The organism is Clostridium sp. AF32-7AC, assembly GCF_003477925.1.
Lineage (GTDB): Bacteria > Bacillota > Clostridia > Lachnospirales > Lachnospiraceae > Otoolea > Otoolea fessa.
In genome coordinates this window covers 34,677-56,547 of the sequence record NZ_QUEG01000007.1, presented here as the reverse complement: position 1 = coordinate 56,547, position 21,871 = coordinate 34,677, and the positions used below count along the sequence as shown (strand labels likewise).

Here is a 21,871-nt window from a genome sequence, read left to right as displayed (position 1 = left end):
GTAATAAGAAATTTCAAGGAATTTCCTATTACACGAAACAACAGCCAGCCAAAAGTATCCCGCATACGATACTCGCAGCGCTTTCAGCCGGCTGTGCTCTCTTCGCAACCTTTAGTTTTCTTTCTTGCTCTGTGCTTTTGCTAAGAATTTCTCATTTTTGATGATGAAACGCTCATGTGTGCCGCCGCCGATGGAACCTTTCGCGTCAAATGCCTCTACCTTAAATACGAGACGTCTGCCGTCTACTTCTACCAGCTCACTCTCACACCAAACCTGCATGCCGACCGGGGTCGCTGCATTATGGGCAATTTCCAGCTTTGTACCAACGGTTCCCTCACCGTCGTTTAAGTACGGAGCCACGCTCATCCACGCGGTTTTCTCCATCAGTGCAACCATCGCCGGAGTTGCAAACACCGGTAACAGACCGCTTCCCACTGCTGCTGCGGAATTTTCATCCGTAACCATAACTTCCTGTCTTCCCTTGATACCAGCTTCTAACATATTGTCTGCCTCTCTTTCTTTTTTGCGCCAAAATCTGCGCTGTATCAAATTTTTGTAACCGTCCCGTGCTTCCACAGCCGCCATCACTCTTTTAGCGGTATCCGTCTGTATTTCCCCGCCTTACAGCGGTTTGCCGCACTTTGGACAGTACGAAAAATCCTCATCCGTCTCAAATCCACAGGACGGACAGACCTTATGACGGTGTGATGCATCACTTCCCGTCCACGGATTTCCATTTCCATCCTGCCGAAGTGTCAGATCGCTTTCCGTGATCTCGACCTCCTCGCCCCGAAGCAGCCTCTTTCCTACCTCCGGATCCAGCTCATAGACCGCACCGCAGCACGACATTTCTACGAAAAAGCGCCGGTTCCATTTAAAAATCGGGATAAAAAAGAAACTAAAATACATATAGGTCATGTACACCTGATACCGCCCATAAGCGCCGCAGCGCCCGCAGATCACTGTTTTCAGGTACTCCAGCGGCTTCACGCCGGAACTGATGCCACCGATAAAAAACATCCGTCTCCCCTCCTGCCATAGAACAAAGCATGTGCTCTGGCACATTCTCGCGCCGAGCGCGGTTGCTTGCGACATGATTCCTCTTCGCGCGAGTGCGCACATATATACATCATACCTAAGTAGCGCGTCTTTCGCAAGATTTTTTTACGCTCTGATGCAATTCTGATGCAATTCTCTTTCTGATAAAAGGTAACCGTTTGCAGTCAAAGGTCTTCTATGCTATGATACGTCTCATAAGAATTACATGATTTGATACTTTATGATTCAAGGTTTTATAACTTGATATTCCATTGATATAAGCAAAAAATATTTAAAAAAAAGAGGATGCCCTGCCATGAACACACATACAACAAACCTGCCTGCAATCGAAAAGCACAATTTTCCCAACTCCCACATCATCTCCTGCCTGAACCTGAACCTCGCACAGATCGCCGCCTCCGGTCAATGTTTCCGTATGCTTCCGGTTCCGGAAAAACCGGGGATCTGGTCACTCATCAGCGGGACGCACTATCTGGAAATTTCCGAGACGCCGGACGGTTTCTTCTTCGACTGCCCGGACGAAGCGCTTCCTTTTTGGAAACAATACTTCGATCTCGGCACCGATTACGGCTCTTTCATCGCCTCCATCCGCGCAGACGATGCCTACCTCGCGGCGGCGGCAGACGCCGGTTCCGGCATCCGGATTCTCCGTCAGGATCTCTGGGAAATGATGATCACCTTCCTGATCTCCCAGCAGAAAACCATCCCAAAGATCCGCGAAGCCGTCGAGACCCTGGCAAAAAAATACGGTGCGAAGAGAACCGCCGCCCTGTCCGACGGTTCTATCCGCACCTACTATTCTTTTCCCTCGCCCGAAGAACTGGCATCTGCCAGCCTGGACGACCTATTAGCCTTAAAACTCGGCTACCGCGCCAAATACATCCACCGCCTCATCCAGGATGTCCTCGCCGGAACCGTATCCTTAGAATCCCTCGCAGCCCTGCCGCCGGACGAAGCCATGACCGCACTTACCAGCCTCTATGGCATCGGTCCCAAGGTCGCCAACTGCGTCTGCCTCTTCGGACTCCACCACATCGACGCCTTCCCCGTCGATACCTGGATCGAACAGATCCTGACCAAAGAATACCTTCCCAAACATCCCATCCGCTACCGCCGCCTTCCAAAAAGCCGCCTGTACACTACTATTATCCAGGATTTTTTTGGAAGCTATAAAGGATACGCAGGGGTAATGCAACAGTATATCTTTTATTATGAGCGCAGCATCCGAAACGGAAAATTCTAAAGATTCAGCAGCGCCAATGCCACCAAAATAATCCCGCATCCCCCAATCTGTCTCCGGCTGATTGGATCCCCGAGCACCAGCACGCTCACAAAGCTGACCACCAGGATCGTGCCGACACTAAAGCTCGGATACACGATAAACGCCGGCAGTCTCGACACACTCGCCAGCAGCAGCGAGGTTGAAAAATAGTTTGGAAATCCGACTGCCACACCACTCAAAAAGTCCATCTTTCCAATCTTGCGGCGGGTTCTCTGCTGCTCGAGAAATGCCAGAACCACAGTCAGAACCAGTGCGGTCAGGAACGTATAGAACAGAAACAGCGCATCAAACCGTCTCTCGCCGATCCTCTCCGTTACCTTGGACATCCCGTCTGCCATACCGCTGACGACAAATAAAACGAGCAGAAGTCCCGCCGAACCCATCCTCCGTCTGCGTCCGCAGCCGCGGTCCCCCTCGCTGTTGATGACCCAGATCGCCACAATAACCAGCACAATTCCCACCAGCTGGAACAGCGTCGGGATCTCACCTAAAAACAGGATACTCGCCGTGACCGGAATCACGATACCAAGCTTCGCAAATGCCGACGACAGAACTGCCCCATTTTCACGGATGCATTTCTGCATCAGAACCAGATTTCCTGTAAACAAAAATCCATTCACGATTCCCGTGAGAACCGCCGTCCGGCTGCCTGCCGCAAAGATATTTTTATCTGGAAGCAGAATAAATGCCACCACCAGGCAGGTCACATAATTTCCAACCAAAATCCCATATCGGTTATCGCTGAACGTCTCACTGATCCGCAGCGCCAGCGCCAGGGACGCGCTGAAAAGAATCGCAAAAATCAGATAAATCATACCTACTTATAAGAGATCGCCAGTCTCCCGGAATTTCCGGTAATGATGCGTTCTCTTTGCCTCCTCCAGTTTTTTAAGCATGGCCGGGATATCCCCGTTTAAGGTTCCCGCCAGAATCACGTAGTTCGACGCATGGTTCGTCCGGAATACAGTGCCCGGAGAATCCACATTTTTCAGGAAAATTTCCATTTCATCCACAATTTCATCCGGGGTTATCCGCTGGAACCGCCCTTCCACGACATCTGCATACATCGGCGTGCCCTCGTACAGGCGCAGCGTCAGGAAGGATGCGTACTCCGGGTTCATCGCCGTGATGAGCTTCGCACAGGACAGGGCATGTTCTTCCACCTTGCTGCGTCCGCCAAGCCCCGAAATCAGCGTCACTGAGGTCGCGATGCCGCAGCGTTTCAGCTTCTGCCCTGCCTCAATGGTCTGTTCCGCCGTCACGCCTTTATTGATATATTTTAAAATCTCATTGTCGCCGGATTCCGCGCCCACATAGACGATTCCGAGTCCCGCCTCGCGCAGGCGGATCAGCTCTTCTTCCGATTTCCGCAAAATATCCTGTGCCGTTCCGTAGGAAGCCACCCGCTTCACGCCCGGATACAGGCGGTGGATCGCATCCAGAATTACCAGAAGATCCTCTGTTTTCATAACCAGCGCATCGCCGTCCGCCAAAAATACCTTCTCGATATACGGCGCATACGGATTGTGCGAAACCTCCGTCAAATCTGCCAGAATCTCCGCCAGGCTCCGGATCCGGAACTTCTTTTCTTTATACATATTGCAAAAGCCGCAGGTGTTGTGTGCACATCCGATCGTCACCTGAATGATCAGGCTGCGCGCCTCACTCGGCGGTCTGTATACAATTCCCTCGTAGTCCATATGATTCCTCCTTTTTCTGTATCTCCTCTGCCGGACTGCCCGCATCTGCTCCGACAGTTTCCTCTTTTTCTGCATTCTCCGGGTTTTCTATCGTCTCCCCCGGCAGCGGGAAATCCACACCCGCTTTCAGCTCCAGCACCGTGTTGTCCGTCCGGGCATCGTGCAGGATCGCCTGCAGCCTTGCCAGCCAGAAATCATTGCCGCTATAACGGATCCAGTACTGATATGCCTCGCTTTTTCTGATCTTTGCCACATCAATCTTCGTGCCCGAACAATAATCACGGTTCATATCGGCATAGAGCCTTGCCATCTCTTCTTTGATATCCTTTGATGCCGACTGCAGCGCCTTAAACGCCTGTTTCGAAATCACATCTACCAGAAACTGATCCGCATAAGCATCAAAATTGAGAAGATTCTCGTCTTCTTCCCCGTAGCGCTGCGCCCAGCCTGCTATGTCTACCTTTTTTGTATGGTAGGACAGACTGCCATCCGTCTGCCAGTTTAGGATACTGTACTGGCACGGCGCCATCGGAAGCGGAGAAGTCACTATCTCCCGGATTCCATATCCGCCCGGTGTATTCAGATTTGACGTATGCTTCTTGATTCTCTGCAAATGCAGATGCCCGCTCAAATACACCGGAACTCCATATGCTTCCAGAAGCGCGGTCACTTCTTTCGTATTTTCAATCGTGCATTCCTCCGGATAGAGTGTACTCTCATCCAGCAGATTGTGGTGTGAAACCGGAATGACCGTCACACCCTGTTTTTTCGCCTCCTCCAGCTGTGTTTTCATCCACGCAACCGTCTCTTCGCTTAGCTTTCCGCCCGTCTCATGGACCGGTTCACACATGCAGCTGTCCAGCATCATCAGCCAATATTTTTCATCCAGGCGGTAAACATAACTCAGCGAATCCGAAGCCCGGGACACCGCCTGATCATAGCCAAACTTATGGTAAATCTGGTAAAACTCTTCCGAACTTGTTCCCTCTGCCGGGGATACCTGATCATCAAAATACGTTGCCGCCCACGGGTGGTTAATATCATGGTTGCCCGGAATCACCAGCACCGGAATTCCCGCTGCCTGCACCCGCTCTAGCTTCTCTGCAAGCGCTTCTTGGTTTGCTTTCTCACCATTCTGGGAGAGATCTCCGCTCAAAACCAATGCCGATGGATGCGCCGTCCGCACCTCCTCCAGAAATGCCTCCGTGATCTCATCCAGATACGGCACGATCGTCCCATCATTTCCCATCGTATAGGTATCAAACGCCGACTGGAAATCTGTCATCTGCGGGGACTGATAGTGAAGATCCGTCGCCAGCCAGATGGTCGGCGGCATATAAACTGTCTCTTCCTGTGCCTTCTGGGGCTCTTTTTTTCTTTTATACAGCTGTTTCCGGGAAGTCCGGCGCTTTAAAGCCGTTTCTCCATCCGAAGCGTTCTCATCTGCATCATCCTGTATCACTTCCCCGGCGGATGATTCATCCTCCTCCAGATTCCCGGCGGCTCTATTTTTTTCATTCTCCGCCACATCGCCACCATCTGTCTCAGCTTCCGAAGCTTCCGTCCCGGATGCATGCTTTTTCCCTGCATCCGGCACCAGCCATACAACCAGAAAAAGTGCGAGGACCAGCAGCAGAAGCTGTGCCCCCCGCACCAGAATCGACATCTGTCTTAACTGTTTCATGGCTGCTCCGGTTTCGGCGCATTGCTCTTACCTGTCAGAGTTTCCACACGCAGGCAGAGGACGGTGGTTCTCGCCGCTACCTCCGGAGCAAACTCATACGGTCCGCCCTCCGGGTCATACTGCTGCATGATCCTTGTCAGTGCCTCTCCTTTCTCCCCAGGATCAGCCACACGGGATAACCGTCCAGTGCCGCAGACACTCTCATAAATCATCGTGCTTCTGCATGCCGGTTCCAGAATCTTTATCTCTTTTTCATTCTGCACACAGAATGCCACCCGGTTGTCGCGCTCCATATGCTCAATCTTCGTTCCCACCGGAGCGCCGTGAAAATACAGCACCGGCGTCTCCTGGTCTTCGTTCCACACAAAACCATAATTTAACGGGATCACATACGGGTATTCATCCCCAGAAAAGGCGATACTACACACCCGGCAGTGTTCCAAAATGGCTTTCTGCCCGTCTTTCGACTCAATCGCACGTTCTCCTCTTCGCATTATTTATCCCCCTTCTTATCCGAACCTTTCTTCTCCTGATTCTCTTTCTCCCGTTGCTCCCGTACCTTCTGGAACGCCTCGTCGCCGACTGCCACGCGGATAAACTCCTCCATCGCCTTCGTGAGGTACTTATTTCTCTTCTTGTACAAATAAACGTAACGGACCGCCAGCTCTTCATTCATCTTGTAAAAGCACAGCGGCACTTCATATGGAAGATTGACGATCAGGCCATCCGGGATGAAGGCCGCGCCCACGCCCCGTCCTGCCATGTTGAACGCAGAGACAACCTGGTCCGGTTTCATGATAATATTCGGCGAATAATTCTGGCGGCTGCACATCTTCATGCTACGCTTGTAAATGCTGTTTTCCTCTTTAACGAAGATAAACGGAGTACTCTTTAAGAGCGGCAGCGGCAGTACCGGGAACTCCGCCTGACTGTGGCGTCCTGCCCGGATATCTTCCGCGGTAAGCTGATACTGGGTCAGCTCCTCATTGATCGGAAAACTCTTCGGAACAGCCAGAATAATTCTCTCCGTGCTATAATAATACTTTTCATAATTTTTGTCATCCAGTTCCGAGTTATCGATCAGAAGATCCAGTTCCTCGGCAACCAGCTTATCGGTCAGCTGTGTGGTCGTGCCCTCCTGCAGATCAATCTTGATCTGCGGATACCGATGGGAAAACTCGCTCAACACGCCCGGAAGTACAAACGAGGTAAAAAAGATCGTTCCGCCAACCGACAGCTTGCCCGCCAGAAGCCCATTTAAATTATTCAGTTGATTGAGCGTGTTCTGTTCCAGCGCAAACAGCTTTTCGATCGCGTCGATATAAACTTCACCGCCCGGCGTCAGTCCGATCGGAGAGGTGCTCCGGTCAAAAATCGGAGTTCCTATCTTTTTCTCCACCTTCTTGATCGCCGTGCTTAACGCCGGCTGCGTAATATACAGTTTCTGCGCCGCCTTCGAAAAACTCTTTTCCTCGTAGACCGCGTATACATACTCTTTTCCGTCGAACATGTTTCCTCCTATGTACCCTGCTTTTTCTCATCGCTGCATCCTGCGGGATATTTCATCCCGAAACTTCCCGCCCGTGAACATTCTCATTCCGTTCCATTCTTTTCCCTTTATCTACAGAGTTTCCGGCACTTTTGTCCACTTATGATTCTATAACAAAAAATTTATAATAATTATCTTCTTATTTATATTTGATTATATACGATGAATGATATATAATCAAGTTAAAGATAAGGAACAAGAGAAAATAATTCATCTTCTTATCTTTCTGGCATAGCCAACCACCCCGATTTTCCCCAAAATCGGTTCCCATATATTGATTATTCCTCATGAGCACGCACTGCAGAACCCTCGTTCCCCAACCAACCCGCAGTTGCGTGCTTATTTGTATGTAATTTTTACCCCGTCCAGCTCAGCTTCTATCAGCTCGTCCCCATCATATGACAATTTCAATGAAAAAAACGTATCCCTTTCAATCAGAAGCTTCAAAAAGATCCGATCGCCGTCCCAGAGCCGCAGAGCCGGCACATCCTTTTTCGCCACCCAGGCAAGCTCGCCCTCGTCACATTCGCGAAGCGTTCCCTCAAATCCATCCGCCGTGTACAGGCACATATATTCCGTCGGCCAGCCTTTCGCGATAAACGTCACGATTCCGCGGAATCGCCAGGAAGTCAGAGTCAGCCCTGTCTCCTCCTTCACTTCGCGCAGCAGGCAGTTCTCCGGGCTTTCATTCTCCTCAAAATGTCCGCCGACGCCAATCCATTTTCCTTCATTCACATCCTGTTTCTTCTTGATGCGGTGCAGCATCAGATATGAATCGTCTTTTTCAATGTAGCAGAGCGTTGTCAGCGGCGAACGCTGTTTTTTTGTCTCTCCCATGCCTCCTGGTACCTCCATTTTTATTTAATGTAAGCTCGGAATCTTCAGATGCCCGTAGTCCTTCGCCTCGTCCTCCAGGATATTCTGCAGAAAATCGCTCAGTTCGCTGACATAGCCGATCTTGTTCCAATCTTTCAGCACCGGATTTTCCTTTGCGGCTTCCTCGATCTGATACATCCGTCCTTCATAATAATTCACGCACAGATCCGCGTAGTACGAAGCCATTTCCTGTTTCTTCTCGTCCGTAAAAAATGCGTGGCGATCCTCGATATGGCGATTCAGATCCCGAATTGCATCGCGGATTGCCGCCCGACGCAGGATCGACTCCGAATAGGCCGTAAAATCTGCCAGATCTCGGTTGTGGTACGAGTGGCGTATCGCCCAGCCGTCCACATCGACAGGTTTCGCATTATACTGGTAGGTCCCGTCGTTCCAGATGCGGACAATCCCGTAATGGCACGGAGCCATCACCATGGAACCCGTCACAACCTCATAGATGCCCGTGTCCTCGTCTTCCTTATAATGCTGGATATGCAGATGTCCGCTCAAGTGCAGGCGCACGCCATGATCCGACAGCATCCGCACCAGTTCCTCGTTGTGCTCGATCGTACAGTTGTCATAAAAGGTCCGGCTCACTCCGCTCTCATCCAGCAGGTTATGATGGCTGACGGATATCACGCGGGCGCCTTCCCGCTCCGCCTCTTCCAGAATCGGCTCCATCCACTCATACGTTTCCCGGCGGATCATGCCGCCGACCTCATTTTTCGGTTCATACTGACAGGAATCCAGCATCAGCACCCAGTTTGCACTGTCTATCTTATAAAGATAACTCAGCGATGCCGGATCCCGGCTGTCCGCCGCTACATAGCCAAAATCAGCATAGATATCCCGGAACTCGTCCGCTGTGATGGACTCCACCTTTTCCGCTCCATCCGCCGTATAGCGGCGGGCATCCGGGTTATTGATATCGTGGTTTCCCGGTATAACCGCGACCTCAATTCCCGCCTCGCTGAGTCCTTCCAGAAGTTCTGCCAGTTCCTCATGGCTCGCTTTCTCTCCGTCCAGCGTCAGATCTCCGCTCAGAATCAGGAGGTCTGGATCTTCCTTCTTCATATCATCGAGAAAGGCGTCCATGACCTCCCAGCCGTACTCCAGCACGCGCCCGTCTCCGCCCCTCGCCATTCCGACAAAGGAATCACAGCGGTTTCCTGCCAGTTTCTCGGCAAAATAGTGCATATCCGTTGCCACCACGATCTTCTTTTCCACGAAATGGTCCTCGGTTTCCTCTTCCCCGCTTTCTTCGTCTTCGGCAGCCTCATGGCTCTCCTGTGTCTCCTCTGTCTCAGCTGTCTCAGTCTCCGACTCCTGTGTGGCACCCGGACTTTCCGTTTCCGCCTTGCTGGAAACCTCCGTCGCGTCTGCCTCCTTCGATAGAAACGAACAGCCGCCAAGCAGCGCTGCCAGAAGGACTGTTGCCATCACTATACATCCTTTGTTTCTTCTACTTTTTCTCACTGTACCTATCCGCTCCTGTTTTCTCTCTATCTTTCAATTTCTGTAACTGTTCAGTACCTTCACAGTCACGCGCAAAAATCCATTAAAAATTGCCTACGGCAATGGGATTTTTGCCTGCTGGCCCATGTTTTCGTACGGTCAGCACAGTAAATGTGCAGACCTACTGAACAGTTACCAATTTCTACTGCTGTTTCTTGCCTTTACCGCTATTGTTTGTACCAATTCTTCGTACATAATCTGCCCCGGCGCGATATATCTACGTCTCGTCATCCACCGGAAGCTCCGTCCGTCCCAGCGCTGCCATCGCCTCTTTTTCCTTTTTGGTCAGTTTCTTGAGCGCTGCCTCCCGGCGCATCGCCTCGCTGCGCGTCGCATATTCTTCATAGTATGCCAGCACTACCGGACGGCGGGTTTTCGTGTATTTTGCACCTTTCCCGGCATTGTGTGCCGCCACCCGCGCTGCCAGATGGTTCGTCCACCCGCAGTACAAGGTTCCGTCCGCGCAGCGCAAAAGATATGTATAATTCATGCCTCATCCTGCCTTTATGGTTCGCACTCCCGACAAAAATTTCTCAGTACACAGGAAAACGCATCCGGATGCCCTATGTAAACGGCGCCGCGCCTTGCAATGCACGGGCACCGCCCGGTTCGGGAAACTCCTTCCCCGGATCTATCATCAAGCACCGGCCGGATGCGTTTTCCTGGCTTACAAGGCGAAAATCCTTTGTCAAAGTCAAATCTGCATGGATTTTTGCTTGTAACTGTGAAGATATTGAACCGTTACAATAATAGTATATAAAGTTTTCCCCCAAATGCAACCATTCCGGCTGGATTTTTTGTTACTGTACACGCATACGTGTCCAGTAACGGAATTTGCCGTGGCTTCGAATTTCAATACGGCAAATTCCTGCTGCCACCACGTTTTCTTACGGCACTTTCGGTCCCAAAAGTGCCCACCCGTGAACAGAAACGATTTTTTCTCTCTAAAATTCCTACCTATGAACAGTTACCCGCCGTTACCTCTTTGATCAGAAGCAGCCGCGCCCCTGCACCGGCTTCCTCCCCGTCGATTTCATTCATTTCCCGCACCTGATCCACCGTCGTGTGGAATTTTTTTGCAATTTTCCACAGAGAATCCCCCGGCTGCACAATATAACCCACAATCCCTGGCTGCTGCTCCCAGCGCTTTAAATCGAACGGCTGTGTCTGCACGGATGTAACCACCGCTTCCTGCATCGGCTGGAATACAAGCAGTTCCACCGTGAGCTGCGCCTTGACCTCCGCCTCACCGCCACCCAGCATCACCGCGCCGAGCTGTTCCAGCCCCAGATTCAACTGCCAGACGCAGTCTTCCCGGATCCCCTCCGCCTCGACCGTGCCGGAAAATGGCAGAACCTCAGAAATTGCCCCGACCGGCGCCGCGTCATCATCCGTCAGATACAGGAGACTGACTTCCAGCACTCCCTCGATCGCCAGACCGTTTTCTGACGGGCGGCTCTCATCCAGCCGGACAATCCCACTGCTGTGGCAAATCTGCAGAATTCGATCCGGTTTCTGAAAAGAAACGCTTCCGCCCACCCGCATTTTGCAGCTGTTGCGCGTCAAAAGCCGGTCAAAGCACACCTCCCCCTGCTCGCTCACGACCTCGCAGCCGGTCGAATAGAGATCGCTTAAAAGTTCCACTGATTCTTCTTTATAAAGTCGGATGTCCAGCTCCAGCACCGCCTCCACTTCCACTTCGCGCATCTCCCCATCGCTGTCCGGCTTTTTGTCCGCCTCTGCATGAAGAATCCGGACCCCGACCGCCGGGATCATCTCCTCCACCGCCTCCGAGAGTTCCACTTCACCGGAAAACGGAATACTCTCCTCCAACCACTGAACCGGCGTGTGCTCGCCCTCGCCGCTGTAAATCAGGAACACCGACAATTCACCGTCCAGATGCAGTTTTCCATCCAACGGGCGCACCGAAACATCCCGAAGACGCATCTCCTGCCAGAGAATCGTCTCAATATTCGGCTTATTTGCCGATACGCTTACTTCCTCCCGGACCCGGTAGATATCTTTGCGCCGCACTGCAAGCGTCGCTGCCGGAACGCTTCTCTTCAGGACTTGCAGCCCCGCATCGTCCGTCTCGACGTCCGCGGCAGCCTGCGCATCGACGCGGCTTTCCGCCCGCACCGTAAGCGTCAGCACCGCTTTGGCGCTCAGCTTGCGCGAATGAATCATGGTAATATTCAAATCTTCGATATTCCATACGATCTGCGTATAGTCGCGCTCCGAAAGCTCCGGCACATTGACCGTTTCCTCAAATGGAATCTCCCCGCCCATCGCCTGCAGCCCGCCCGACTCCCGGCGGTACAGCACCCGGAACACAAGCTTTCCCCGGATCAGCACCTTTTCTCCCTGAATCCGTGAATTTTCTATCTGAACTTCCCCGTCTGACAGCAGTATCTGCACCGCATCATCCAGCGCATCCGGCACAATAAAATCATCATCCAGCGTCAGCTGCGACACCGCCGTCCCCCTCTGCCGATTCATATGTATCTCTTTTTTGATCAGCTCTATCATAAAAAACGCCCCTTTCCAAACCGCACGCATTTCTCTCAAAGAAATTTATGCAGCCGAAAGGGGCGTTATGAATAATTTTGTGTCAGGCTTTCTCCTGTCCTGCCCGCACTGCCTCCAGTTCCTTCCGCAGGTTTGCCGACTCTTCTCTAAGTTCCTGAAGCTCTTTCCGGAGCGCGTCGATCTGCTCTAAAATACGCTGATCGTCCTCGCCGATGATCATCTTCTGCTTCTTCGGCAGCGCCACGCCGTCCTTCTTGACCGGACGCGCCGGAATGCCGACAGCCGTGGTATTTTCCTCGAGCGGGCGGAGCAGAACCGCATTTGCCGCTACGGAACAGTTATCACCGACCTCGAAAGAACCGAGAATCTTTGCGCCGGAACCGACCGTCACATTATTTCCCAGCGTCGGATGACGTTTACCCTTCTGTGTTCCGACACCGCCCAGCGTCACACCCTGGTAAATCGTACAGTTGTCGCCGACCACCGCCGTCTCACCGATGACAACGCCGCAGCCGTGGTCAATCAGAATACCGTGTCCGAGCTGTGCACCCGGATGAATCTCAATCAATGTAAAGAAACGTGCCACCTGTGAAATCAGGCGCGCAATGAAAAACATATGGTGCTCATAAAACCAGTGCGCCACCCGGTGCCAGATCAGGGCATGTACGCCCTGATATAAAAGTAGTACCTCCAATGCATTTCTCGCAGCCGGATCTCGCTCCTGAACCGCTTTTACATCCATCCAAATATCTTTTAAAATCATGTCTCTTCCCCTTTTACTGAACTGAATGACCTTTCCGTTTCCGCAAAATCTCAGAACCTACCATCCTTCTCCGACAGCCATTCTTTCTGACTGGCTGCTGCAGTTTCTCATTGTCATCCTATGTTGTTTTTATGCTGCCGTTCATATATTTTGTAAACTACAACACCCTGCGATCCCGCCAAATACCTTGCCGCAGAGACGCACATATTCCTGATATTCCGGTGTCTCATTCAAGTCCTTTAAAAGGTCTATCATCGACGTGTAATACCACGCCTGTTTCTCTCTGTCCTTCATATTAAACCGCTGCCAGAGCTCCTCCCCGACCAACAGATAGTCACGCGCCATGCTGCGGATATTGCTCAGCTTGTCCGCCATCGTCAGGATCTTCTCCGCCGGACTCGCTGTTTTCAGATGTTCCAGCGTGTGCCCCTTGCGCTCAATCCAGGTTTTGGACTTATCCTCGCTCTCCGCCGCGACCAGATCCGCAACCCGGGTGCCAAACTCCTGTTTCAAATCCTCGTAGGTCACACCCGTGTCCTCGATCGTATCATGCAGAAGTGCCGCTGCCAGTATCTCCTCATCGTTCGTCAGCATCGACGCAATCAGCGCCGTCTCCAGCGGATGAACGATATACGGAATTCTGGTTCCCTTCCGGTGTGCGCCCTTATGCGCCTGTTCTGCGAATTTTGCCGCTCTGTCAATCATGGTTGTTCCTCTGTCTATATTGCTTATACTGTTTAAACGATTGCTACTGTTTCAAATGTACATCCATCTTGTTGTATGGAATTTCGATGCCCGCCTCGTCAAATGACAGCTTGATCCGTTCCAGAATGTCCCATCTCGTCTGCCAGTAATCGGACGTCTCTACCCAGCCCCGGATACCAAGCACCACGCTGCTGTCGCCCAGGCTGTCCACAAATACCTTGATGTCCTCGTCCTTCTTCACCATCGGATGTTCCCTGTAAACGCGCTCTAACACTGCCTTTGCCGTCCGGATATCTGCCTCATAGGCGATACCGACCTTGAGTTCCAGCATCCGCTTGTCCATCGCCGTCACGTTGGTCACGGTTGAGTTTGAAAGGGTGCCATTCGGGATGGTAATTGCTTTATTATCGGTTGTCAGGATAGTCGTGTAAACCAGCCCGACCATCGAAACCCTTCCCTCCCCGGACGGGGAAATGATATAATCCCCCACCCGGAACGGTTTCATAATTAAAATCAAGAGTCCGCCCGCAAAGTTTCCAAGACTCTGCTGGAGCGCCAAACTCAGCGCAAGACCTGCCGCGCCAAGAACCGCCACAATCGAGGCGCTGTCCATGCCAAGCTGCCCTGCAATCATAAAAAGCAGGAAGACATTCATCACAAACTGGGTCAGCGCCCGCAGGAAACGAGTCACACCCACATCCATACCGGCATGCTCCATCGAGCGGGACAGCATCTTCTCGATCATCGAAATGACCTTACGTCCAATCAGGAAAATGATGAGCGCCACCAGTACCTTCTGTCCCAATGCCATAAGCCCCGGGCCAATCCGGTGCATGATCGCAGCCATCGTATCCACGTTCAAATTTGCCGGATCCGATAGTGACTCTGCTACCGCCGCGATCTCCTCGCCTGTCAGCTCTGCCGCTGTTGCCATCTATTTCATTCCTTCCTGTACTTACTCTTTTCCTACCTTTTTATCCAGACCTTCTTCCAATCCCGCCTGTCGTCTCGCAATCGAGGACAGACTGATAATCTTGGAGGAAAGCCCCGCCTTCGCCTCTGCCAGCTTATCTGAAATACCCGCCAGGCGTTCTGCTGCCGCAGCAGCTGTCCCCCCGGCTTTTCCATTGAATGCCGCCGCTGCATCCGCCATCATGCTCTGGAGATCGGTTTCAGCCTTTTCTTTTACACTCTTAGTGCTGTGGGTCGTCTTTTTCGCCTTCGCCGGTTTTTCTTTCTTCTCCGGCTCCGTCGGCGTGCAGTTGAAGACGCTGATGCCAAGCGGCGCCAGCTGGATCGTGATGGAATTTTCCTTTCCATCACATTCCTCTGCCTTCGAGGACTTCATACGCGGATTGACCTTTCCGCTTCCGCCGAACTTCTCCGCATCGCTGTTGAAAATCTCTTTGTATTTTCCCTTAAACGGTACGCCGACCGTCAGCTTCTCATGCAGCTGCGGGGCAAAGTTGCAGACAAAGAGCAGTGTCTCATCCGCGCCGCGCCGGAGAAATGCAATGATATTGTCCGCTGCATCCATGCAGTTGATCCACTCGAAGCCTTCCGTCTGATAATCTTTCTGATAGAGTGCCGGATGGCTGGTATAAAAGTGATTTAACTCCTTCACATACTCCTTCATCTGGCTGTGGATCGGATACTGCAGCAGCTCCCACTCGATCGATGCATTCTCATTCCACTCATCCATCTGGGCGAAATCCTGTCCCATGAAGAGGAGTTTCTTGCCCGGATGTCCCATCATAAAACCGTATGCCGCCCGCAGGTTCGCAAACTTGTCCTCAAACGTCTGTCCCGGCATCTTATTGACCAGGGAACCTTTTCCGTGAACCACCTCGTCATGTGAGAAAACGAGGACGAAATTTTCACTGTAGGCGTAAATCATGCTGAAGGTCAGTTCATTGTAGTGGTGGCACCGGAAATATGGATCCTGCTCCATATAGCCCAGAAAATCGTTCATCCAGCCCATGTTCCATTTATAATCAAAGCCAAGACCGCCGTTCTTCACGTCACCGGTAACCTTCGGCCATGCCGTCGATTCCTCGGCAATCAGAATCGCGCCGTCCTTGCGTCCCCTGAAGACAGAGTTCAGATGCTTTAAGAACTCGACCGCCTCCAGATTCTCATGACCGCCGTACATATTGGCAATCCATTCACCCGGATTCTTGCCATAATCCAGATACAGCATCGACGCCACCGCATCAAACCGGATGCCGTCCGCGTGATAGCGGTCCGCCCAGAACATCGCATTCGCAATCAGGAAGTTTGAAACCCCCGGTCTGCCGTAGTTGTAGATCAGCGTACCCCAGTGCGGATGCGCCCCCTGTCTCGGATCCTTGTGCTCATAGAGGCAGCTTCCGTCAAACTGCGCCATGCCCCATGCATCACGTGGGAAATGTGCCGGAACCCAGTCAAGGATAACGCCAATCCCCTGTCCGTGCAGGTAATCCATAAAATACATGAAATCATCCGGTGTGCCGAAGCGGCTGGTCGGTGCGTAATATCCCGTCACCTGATAGCCCCACGAAGCATCCAGCGGATGTTCCATGACCGGCAGAAGTTCCACATGGGTATACCCCATTTCCTTCACATATTCCGCCAGCTTGACCGCGATCTCACGGTAATTGTAAAACTCTGATCCGACAATCTCGCGTCCTCTCTTATCCACCTCGGTCGGTTTTCGCATCCAGGAACCGAGATGCACCTCATAGATCGACATCGGCGCCGTCTTCGTGTCGAGCGCCGCCCGTTTCTTCATCCAGTCCTGATCGTTCCATTTATATTCGTCCAGATCCCAGACGATGGATGCCGTGTTCGGTCTAAGTTCCGCATAGTTCGCATACGGATCCGCCTTCAGCGCCGGGTCGCCGTTCTTGAACTTAATTTCATATTTATAAACAGCGCCCTTTTTTAGCTCCGGGATAAAAATCTCAAACACGCCCGAATCTCCCAACCGCCGCATCTGGCTGCGTCTGCCATCCCACAGGTTGAAATCACCGACGACACTCACGCGCATCGCTTCCGGCGCCCAGACTGCAAAATAGACGCCGCTCACACCTTTGACCGTCATCGGATGCGCGCCCATCTTATTATAAATGCTGTAGTGGACGCCCGCCTCGAATTTCTTCAAATCCGATTCCGTAAACTGCGGTGCAAAGGAATACGGATCGTGTATCTCGCTTAACGTACCATTATCATAAAACACAAGGAGGGTATAATCCGCCAGAGTCTTGCGCGGAATCAGCGCCGCAAAAAAGCCAGTCTCGTCCGCCATCTCCATCTGGTACTGCTTGCCGGTTGCCGAAAGTTTGACCGTAATATCGCGCGCCGTCGGAATAAACGCCTGTACCAGCATTCCCTCCGGCGTCATATGGGCTCCCAGCATCCGGTGCGGGTTTGCCGCTTCCGAATAGACAATTTCTTCAATTCCAGCCCAGTCCATCAGATCGTATAATGTTTTATCCATACATACGCCCCCTTGCGTTCCTTTGTGGTTTTTGGTTTTAGCTTCATTTTAGCATCCCGCGCCCAATAATACAATCATACACTTCAAAACATTTATGAATTTTCCCGAAATTTCGTGAAAAAACTTGATAAATCAAGGCATCTCATATACACTATTATGTCAGAAGGTTACCATTTACAGTAGCCTATTACTGCTCATGCGTTGCACAAACGTTACTGCCGTAGCAGACACCTTTGGAACTGAAAGTGCCATAAGATAACGTCACACAGACAGCAACAGCAGAGAGAGGAGATATATATGGAAGATCAAGATAGAGACCATATTTCGTCCCGAAGCAATTTCTCCGGGCGTTCCGATCAGGAACTGGATGAGATGCTCGATGAACTCCGCGCCGGAAAAATCGGCATCAACCAGCCAGGCCAGAACTCTTCGGAACACGATTTGGAAGATACGCCCGAAGAGAACAACAACGCTTCAGGTACCGGAAATGCCGCAAAATCCAAGAAGGGCAAGAGCCGCAAGGAAGGCTTCAATCTCAAGGACGAGGTCATAAGCTGGATTCAGGTTCTGGTTGCCGCCGCTATTATCGCATTCTGCGTCAACCATTTCATCATCGCCAACAGCGAAGTCCCGACCAGCTCGATGGAAACGACCATCATGGCTGGCGACCGCGTCATCGGCTCACGGTTAAGCTACAAATTCGGAGATCCGCAGCGGGGTGACATCGCCATTTTCATTTATCCGGATGATGAAGCGAAAGGCATCAAAACGTACTATGTCAAACGTATCATTGGTATGCCGGGCGACACGATCGACATCGTAGACGGCAAGGTATACTTAAATGGTTCCGATACACCGCTCGACGAACCGTATCTGCATGAACCGATGGAACCGGAGGAACCGCAGCACTACGAAGTGCCGGATGGCTGCTATTTCATGCTGGGCGACAACCGGAACTATTCCAACGACGCCCGCCGCTGGACGCACAAATACGTCAAGCGCGACAAACTGGTTGCCAAGGTACTGTTCCAGTATTTTCCGAAGATCCAGAAACTGAATTAACCCAATATTTACTTTAGGAAGGAACAAAGAACATCATGAAGAAAGTAGTAAAGTTTGGCGGAAGTTCCCTCGCCAGCGCAAAACAGTTCAAAAAAGTCGGAGATATTATCCGTGCTGATAAATCCAGACGCTACGTTGTACCGTCTGCTCCGGGCAAACGCAACAAAAATGACACCAAAGTAACCGATATGCTCTATGCCTGCTACGAGGCAGCTTCCACCGGCGCAAGCTACGGCAAGCTTCTCTCCGCCATCAAAGAGCGCTATGAGCAGATCATCGACGGTCTGGAGTTGAATTTAAACCTCGATTATGAGTTCAAGACCATCGAGGAAAACTTTATCGCAAAAAAAGGCAGCGATTACGCAGCTTCCCGCGGTGAGTATTTAAACGGTATCATCATGTCCCATTACCTGGGCTATGAGTTCATCGATGCAGCCGAGGTAATCTTCTTTGACGAGAATGGTACATTCCTGTCCGAGAAAACCAATGAAGAGCTGTCCGAACGCCTCGCGCACACTGAGCGCGCCGTCATCCCGGGCTTCTACGGGTCCAATCCGGACGGCACGATCCACACCTTCTCCCGCGGTGGTTCTGATATCACCGGTTCCATCGTAGCCCGCGCGATTCACGCAGACCTCTACGAGAACTGGACCGATGTATCCGGTTTCCTGGTAACCGACCCGCGCATCGTGGAAAATCCGGTTCCAATCGAGACCATCACCTACAAAGAACTGCGTGAACTGGCTTACATGGGTGCAAGCGTCCTTCATGAGGATGCCATCTTCCCGGTACGCCGTGAGGGCATTCCGATCAATATCCGCAACACCAACAAGCCGGAGGATCCGGGTACACTCATCGTCGAGAATACCTGCCGGAAGCCGAAATACACCATCACCGGTATCGCCGGAAAGACTGGTTTCTGCTCTGTCACCATCGAGAAAGCGATGATGAACTCCGAAATTGGGTTTGGGAGAAAAGTTCTGGGTGTCTTCGAGGACTGCGGTATTTCCTTCGAGCATATGCCGTCCGGAATCGATACGATGACCATCTTCGTACACCAGTCCGAATTCGAACAGCATGAACAGTTCGTTATCTCCAACATCCACCGCGCGGTACAGCCAGATTCCATCGAGCTTGAGTCCGATTTAGCACTCATCGCCGTCGTAGGACGCGGCATGAAGTCCACCCGCGGCACTGCCGGACGTATCTTCTCCGCCCTGGCACACGCCCGCATCAACGTCAAGATGATCGACCAGGGTTCCAGTGAACTCAACATCATCATCGGCGTGAAGAACGCAGATTTCGAGGCGGCTGTGAAAGCAATTTATGATATTTTTATTACGGCGGAGCTGTAAGAGCAAATTTTAAAGTTATTAAGATAAAAAGTCATCTTTGAGACAAACAAAACATCTCAAAGATGACTTTTTATAATTTTATCTTTATGATATACTAATACAGCTACCACCCCTAGACAGGTGCAGAAAGGGGGGTGTGCCATTTTGAATATATTTCTGTCTTTTCTTGTGTCCGTCGTGGCAAGTGTAATCGCCTATTACATATGCAAGTGGTTGGACGGACATCGTTAGGTAGTCAGCCAGAGGCTTAAGCCACCTCGCCCAAATGGAATAAAATCCCTCAGGTGTGCCCGCACCTGAGGGATTTGTTTTTGTGCCACTTTGAACACTTTTGTCTTTTCGCCTAATGGCATTATAGCATATGCCAAATATAATTTCAATATGCTCTTTACTTCCGGTTCGCCTTCTCCATATGCACGTTCTTGCCCTTGATCTTCGCACCGCGCATCGCCTGCAGTACAACGTCCGCATGCTCTCTCGGCACCTCGACGAATGTGTAATTATCGAACATATCGATACTTCCGACCATACGTCCCGGCATGCCGGATTCTCCGGCGATCGCACCGAGGATATCGCCCGGACGGATGCCCTGGTTCTTTCCGATGTTGATGAAGAGACGCGCTACGTCCTCATTTCTGCCACGGCTTCCTCTGCCGTTTCTTCCACCACGGCTGCGGCGGCTCTCATCCTCGAGATCCTCCAGCTCACGCAGCGGACGGTTCTCCTCTAAGAGCTCCTCGCCCTCTTCGCCCATCATCATTTTGAGCAGCGCTGCTGCCAGATCGAGCGTCGTGTAGTCCTCTTCCAGCACACGTTTTTCTACAATATCGATCACCTTGCTCAGATCGCTGTCCTGCAGCACCTCGCCCACCTGGTCGAGAATCTTATCTGCCTTGATGGAGGTCACATCGTCCAGAGACGGAATCGCCTGCGGAATGATGCGGGTCTTGCAGTAGCGCTGGATCTCGCGCAGCTTGTAAACCTCTTTGCCGACTACGAGGTTAAACGCCTTGCCCTCGCGTCCGGCACGGCCGGTACGTCCGATGCGATGTACATAATACTCGTCATCCTGCGGTACATCATAGTTGAATACCGCCTCAACATCATCGACGTCGATACCGCGGGCTGCCACATCCGTTGCCACCAGAATGTCCGTCCGTCCGGTACGGAATGCACGCATGACACGGTCACGCTGCTCCTGTTTCAGATCGCCGTGAAGTCCTTCTGCAAAATAACCGCGTCCCTGTAAGCCCTGTACCAGCTCATCGACCTGCTTTTTCGTGTTGCAAAATACCACTGAGAGCTTCGGATCATAGAGATCCAGCAGACGGCACATAACCTCCAGCTTATTCTTCGGTTTTACTTCATAATAATACTGGGTTACCTTCGGAACGGTCAGCTCTTTCTTGACCACGCGCACAATCTGCGGATCTTTCTGGAAGTTCGTCGCGATCCGCTGAATCGCCTGCGGCATCGTCGCTGAGAACATCAGCGTCTGTCTCTCCTCCGGCAGTGCGCTTAAGATGGTTTCCATATCCTCTAAAAAGCCCATGTTCAGCATCTCGTCCGCCTCGTCGAGGACAACCGTGTGGATCTGATCCATCTTGACGGTTTTGCGGCGCATGTGATCCATCACACGCCCCGGCGTACCGATGATAACCTGCACACCATCCTTGAGGGAACGGATCTGACGTCCGATCTCCTGTCCGCCGTAGATCGGCAGAACCTTGACACCGTGCATGTATTTTGCCAGGCGGCGGATCTCCTCAGATACCTGGATGGCAAGTTCACGGGTCGGGCAGAGAATGATCGCCTGCGGCTTCTTATTCTTCGGATCGATCTTCTGTAACAGCGGAATACCAAACGCAGCCGTCTTACCGGTACCGGTCTGTGCCTGTCCGATGATATCCAGTCCCTGCAGTTCCAGCGGAATCGCCTGTCCCTGAATCGGAGAAGCCGCCTCGAACCCCATATCGGTGATCGCACGCATGATCTTTGCATCTAACTCTAAATCTTCAAATCTGATTGTTTCCATTCTATTCCTTTCATTGTCTGATTAACGGTCTGCACATTCCGGAGATACATTTCATATATCATATTAGTTATCTTTTTTGCATTCTTCCGGAATATTTACAAAAAAAGAAAGAGGCAGTTTGCCCCTTTGCAATACGCATAGCTATCACTATACCAGATCATAGTGTGGATGTCAAACAGATGGAGAAAAATTTGACATCCACCCCATTTGGGACTACACTAACAGTTGATTTCATACAGTTGCTGCATGCTCTATGAACCTGCCGGACTGTCACTGCAT

General features: G+C 51.6%; 19 protein-coding genes. 3 read left to right on the top strand and 16 right to left on the bottom strand.

The genetic code is table 11. The features are described 5' to 3' along the window. Positions 1-111 precede the first annotated feature (111 nt). Both DWZ45_RS10655 and DWZ45_RS10650 read right to left on the bottom strand, forming a co-directional pair. Positions 112-501: a thioesterase family protein gene (locus DWZ45_RS10655; RefSeq protein ID WP_022360593.1), complete on the bottom strand. Its 390-nt coding sequence runs from the start codon at positions 499-501 to the stop codon at positions 112-114. A gap of 120 nt (positions 502-621) precedes the next feature. Further along, positions 622-1,020: a zinc ribbon domain-containing protein gene (locus tag DWZ45_RS10650; RefSeq protein WP_022360594.1), complete on the bottom strand. Its 399-nt coding sequence runs from the start codon at positions 1,018-1,020 to the stop codon at positions 622-624. Positions 1,021-1,354: 334 nt separating this feature from the next. Between DWZ45_RS10650 and DWZ45_RS10645 the strand changes: the two genes are divergently transcribed. Beyond that, positions 1,355-2,302, top strand: coding sequence for a DNA glycosylase (locus DWZ45_RS10645; protein ID WP_107000805.1), 948 nt, complete (start codon positions 1,355-1,357; stop codon positions 2,300-2,302). Here DWZ45_RS10645 and DWZ45_RS10640 read toward each other — a convergent pair. The 13 genes from DWZ45_RS10640 to glgB all read right to left on the bottom strand — a co-directional run bounded on the left by DWZ45_RS10640 (position 2,299) and on the right by glgB (position 17,140). Next, complete coding sequence (locus DWZ45_RS10640) at positions 2,299-3,156, bottom strand: EamA family transporter (RefSeq protein WP_107000806.1); 858 nt, start codon at positions 3,154-3,156, stop codon at positions 2,299-2,301. The genes DWZ45_RS10645 and DWZ45_RS10640 overlap by 4 nt on opposite strands. A 6-nt stretch (positions 3,157-3,162) precedes the next feature. After that, positions 3,163-4,041, bottom strand: coding sequence for a radical SAM protein (locus DWZ45_RS10635; protein WP_117796508.1), 879 nt, complete (start codon positions 4,039-4,041; stop codon positions 3,163-3,165). Further along, positions 4,004-5,725, bottom strand: coding sequence for a metallophosphoesterase (locus DWZ45_RS10630; RefSeq protein ID WP_118469064.1), 1,722 nt, complete (start codon positions 5,723-5,725; stop codon positions 4,004-4,006). The genes DWZ45_RS10635 and DWZ45_RS10630 overlap by 38 nt, the downstream gene beginning before the upstream one ends. Next, positions 5,722-6,219 carry a pyridoxamine 5'-phosphate oxidase family protein gene (locus tag DWZ45_RS10625; RefSeq protein ID WP_118469063.1) on the bottom strand — a complete coding sequence of 166 codons (498 nt, stop codon included), beginning with the start codon at positions 6,217-6,219 and terminating at the stop codon, positions 5,722-5,724. Before DWZ45_RS10625 ends, DWZ45_RS10630 begins: the two co-directional genes overlap by 4 nt. After that, complete coding sequence (locus DWZ45_RS10620; protein ID WP_118469061.1) at positions 6,219-7,235, bottom strand: LysR family transcriptional regulator; 1,017 nt, start codon at positions 7,233-7,235, stop codon at positions 6,219-6,221. The genes DWZ45_RS10625 and DWZ45_RS10620 overlap by 1 nt, the downstream gene beginning before the upstream one ends. A gap of 378 nt (positions 7,236-7,613) precedes the next feature. Continuing rightward, positions 7,614-8,111, bottom strand: coding sequence for an 8-oxo-dGTP diphosphatase (locus tag DWZ45_RS10615; protein ID WP_118469059.1), 498 nt, complete (start codon positions 8,109-8,111; stop codon positions 7,614-7,616). 24 nt (positions 8,112-8,135) lie between these two features. After that, the gene (locus DWZ45_RS10610; protein ID WP_118469057.1) at positions 8,136-9,590 is read right to left on the bottom strand and encodes a metallophosphoesterase; all 1,455 of its coding nucleotides are present in this window, start codon (positions 9,588-9,590) and stop codon (positions 8,136-8,138) included. Between the two features lie 292 nt (positions 9,591-9,882). Then, positions 9,883-10,155 (bottom strand): GIY-YIG nuclease family protein, encoded by a 273-nt coding sequence (locus tag DWZ45_RS10605; RefSeq protein ID WP_118469055.1) that lies wholly within the window; start codon positions 10,153-10,155, stop codon positions 9,883-9,885. Between the two features lie 467 nt (positions 10,156-10,622). After that, a complete protein-coding gene (locus DWZ45_RS10600) occupies positions 10,623-12,194 on the bottom strand; it encodes an SPOCS domain-containing protein (RefSeq protein WP_118469053.1) in 1,572 nt (523 codons plus the stop codon). A gap of 82 nt (positions 12,195-12,276) precedes the next feature. Further along, positions 12,277-12,957: a serine O-acetyltransferase gene (cysE, locus tag DWZ45_RS10595; protein ID WP_022359459.1), complete on the bottom strand. Its 681-nt coding sequence runs from the start codon at positions 12,955-12,957 to the stop codon at positions 12,277-12,279. A 141-nt stretch (positions 12,958-13,098) separates the two neighbouring features. Further along, on the bottom strand, positions 13,099-13,662 hold the full coding sequence (locus DWZ45_RS10590) for an HD domain-containing protein (RefSeq protein WP_118469051.1): 564 nt from the start codon (positions 13,660-13,662) through the stop codon (positions 13,099-13,101). A 43-nt stretch (positions 13,663-13,705) separates the two neighbouring features. Then, positions 13,706-14,596: a mechanosensitive ion channel family protein gene (locus tag DWZ45_RS10585; RefSeq protein WP_118469049.1), complete on the bottom strand. Its 891-nt coding sequence runs from the start codon at positions 14,594-14,596 to the stop codon at positions 13,706-13,708. Between the two features lie 21 nt (positions 14,597-14,617). Next, positions 14,618-17,140, bottom strand: a complete 2,523-nt coding sequence (gene glgB, locus DWZ45_RS10580) for a 1,4-alpha-glucan branching protein GlgB (protein WP_227589443.1) — start codon at positions 17,138-17,140, stop codon at positions 14,618-14,620. 549 nt (positions 17,141-17,689) lie between these two features. Here glgB and lepB point away from each other — a divergent pair. Beyond that, positions 17,690-18,202 (top strand): signal peptidase I, encoded by a 513-nt coding sequence (gene lepB, locus DWZ45_RS10575; RefSeq protein ID WP_227589452.1) that lies wholly within the window; start codon positions 17,690-17,692, stop codon positions 18,200-18,202. Positions 18,203-18,237: 35 nt separating this feature from the next. Beyond that, entirely contained in the window at positions 18,238-19,557 is a 1,320-nt protein-coding gene (locus DWZ45_RS10570; protein ID WP_107000817.1) for an aspartate kinase, read from the top strand. A gap of 388 nt (positions 19,558-19,945) precedes the next feature. Here DWZ45_RS10570 and DWZ45_RS10560 read toward each other — a convergent pair whose 3' ends face one another. Then, positions 19,946-21,592: a DEAD/DEAH box helicase gene (locus tag DWZ45_RS10560; RefSeq protein ID WP_107000818.1), complete on the bottom strand. Its 1,647-nt coding sequence runs from the start codon at positions 21,590-21,592 to the stop codon at positions 19,946-19,948. Between the last annotated feature and the right edge of the window lie 279 nt (positions 21,593-21,871).

Excerpts from the sequence above, each read along its gene's own strand:
- DWZ45_RS10655 (WP_022360593.1), bottom strand. The coding sequence starts at position 501 with ATGTTAGAAGCTGGTATCAAGGGAAGACAGGAAGTTATGGTTACGGAT.
- DWZ45_RS10650 (WP_022360594.1), bottom strand. The coding sequence starts at position 1,020 with ATGTTTTTTATCGGTGGCATCAGTTCCGGCGTGAAGCCGCTGGAGTAC.
- DWZ45_RS10645 (WP_107000805.1), top strand. The coding sequence starts at position 1,355 with ATGAACACACATACAACAAACCTGCCTGCAATCGAAAAGCACAATTTT.
- DWZ45_RS10640 (WP_107000806.1), bottom strand. The coding sequence starts at position 3,156 with ATGATTTATCTGATTTTTGCGATTCTTTTCAGCGCGTCCCTGGCGCTG.
- DWZ45_RS10635 (WP_117796508.1), bottom strand. The coding sequence starts at position 4,041 with ATGGACTACGAGGGAATTGTATACAGACCGCCGAGTGAGGCGCGCAGC.
- DWZ45_RS10630 (WP_118469064.1), bottom strand. The coding sequence starts at position 5,725 with ATGAAACAGTTAAGACAGATGTCGATTCTGGTGCGGGGGGCACAGCTT.
- DWZ45_RS10625 (WP_118469063.1), bottom strand. The coding sequence starts at position 6,219 with ATGCGAAGAGGAGAACGTGCGATTGAGTCGAAAGACGGGCAGAAAGCC.
- DWZ45_RS10620 (WP_118469061.1), bottom strand. The coding sequence starts at position 7,235 with ATGTTCGACGGAAAAGAGTATGTATACGCGGTCTACGAGGAAAAGAGT.
- DWZ45_RS10615 (WP_118469059.1), bottom strand. The coding sequence starts at position 8,111 with ATGGGAGAGACAAAAAAACAGCGTTCGCCGCTGACAACGCTCTGCTAC.
- DWZ45_RS10610 (WP_118469057.1), bottom strand. The coding sequence starts at position 9,590 with ATGGCAACAGTCCTTCTGGCAGCGCTGCTTGGCGGCTGTTCGTTTCTA.
- DWZ45_RS10605 (WP_118469055.1), bottom strand. The coding sequence starts at position 10,155 with ATGAATTATACATATCTTTTGCGCTGCGCGGACGGAACCTTGTACTGC.
- DWZ45_RS10600 (WP_118469053.1), bottom strand. The coding sequence starts at position 12,194 with ATGATAGAGCTGATCAAAAAAGAGATACATATGAATCGGCAGAGGGGG.
- cysE (WP_022359459.1), bottom strand. The coding sequence starts at position 12,957 with ATGATTTTAAAAGATATTTGGATGGATGTAAAAGCGGTTCAGGAGCGA.
- DWZ45_RS10590 (WP_118469051.1), bottom strand. The coding sequence starts at position 13,662 with ATGATTGACAGAGCGGCAAAATTCGCAGAACAGGCGCATAAGGGCGCA.
- DWZ45_RS10585 (WP_118469049.1), bottom strand. The coding sequence starts at position 14,596 with ATGGCAACAGCGGCAGAGCTGACAGGCGAGGAGATCGCGGCGGTAGCA.
- glgB (WP_227589443.1), bottom strand. The coding sequence starts at position 17,140 with ATGGATAAAACATTATACGATCTGATGGACTGGGCTGGAATTGAAGAA.
- DWZ45_RS10570 (WP_107000817.1), top strand. The coding sequence starts at position 18,238 with ATGAAGAAAGTAGTAAAGTTTGGCGGAAGTTCCCTCGCCAGCGCAAAA.
- DWZ45_RS10560 (WP_107000818.1), bottom strand. The coding sequence starts at position 21,592 with ATGGAAACAATCAGATTTGAAGATTTAGAGTTAGATGCAAAGATCATG.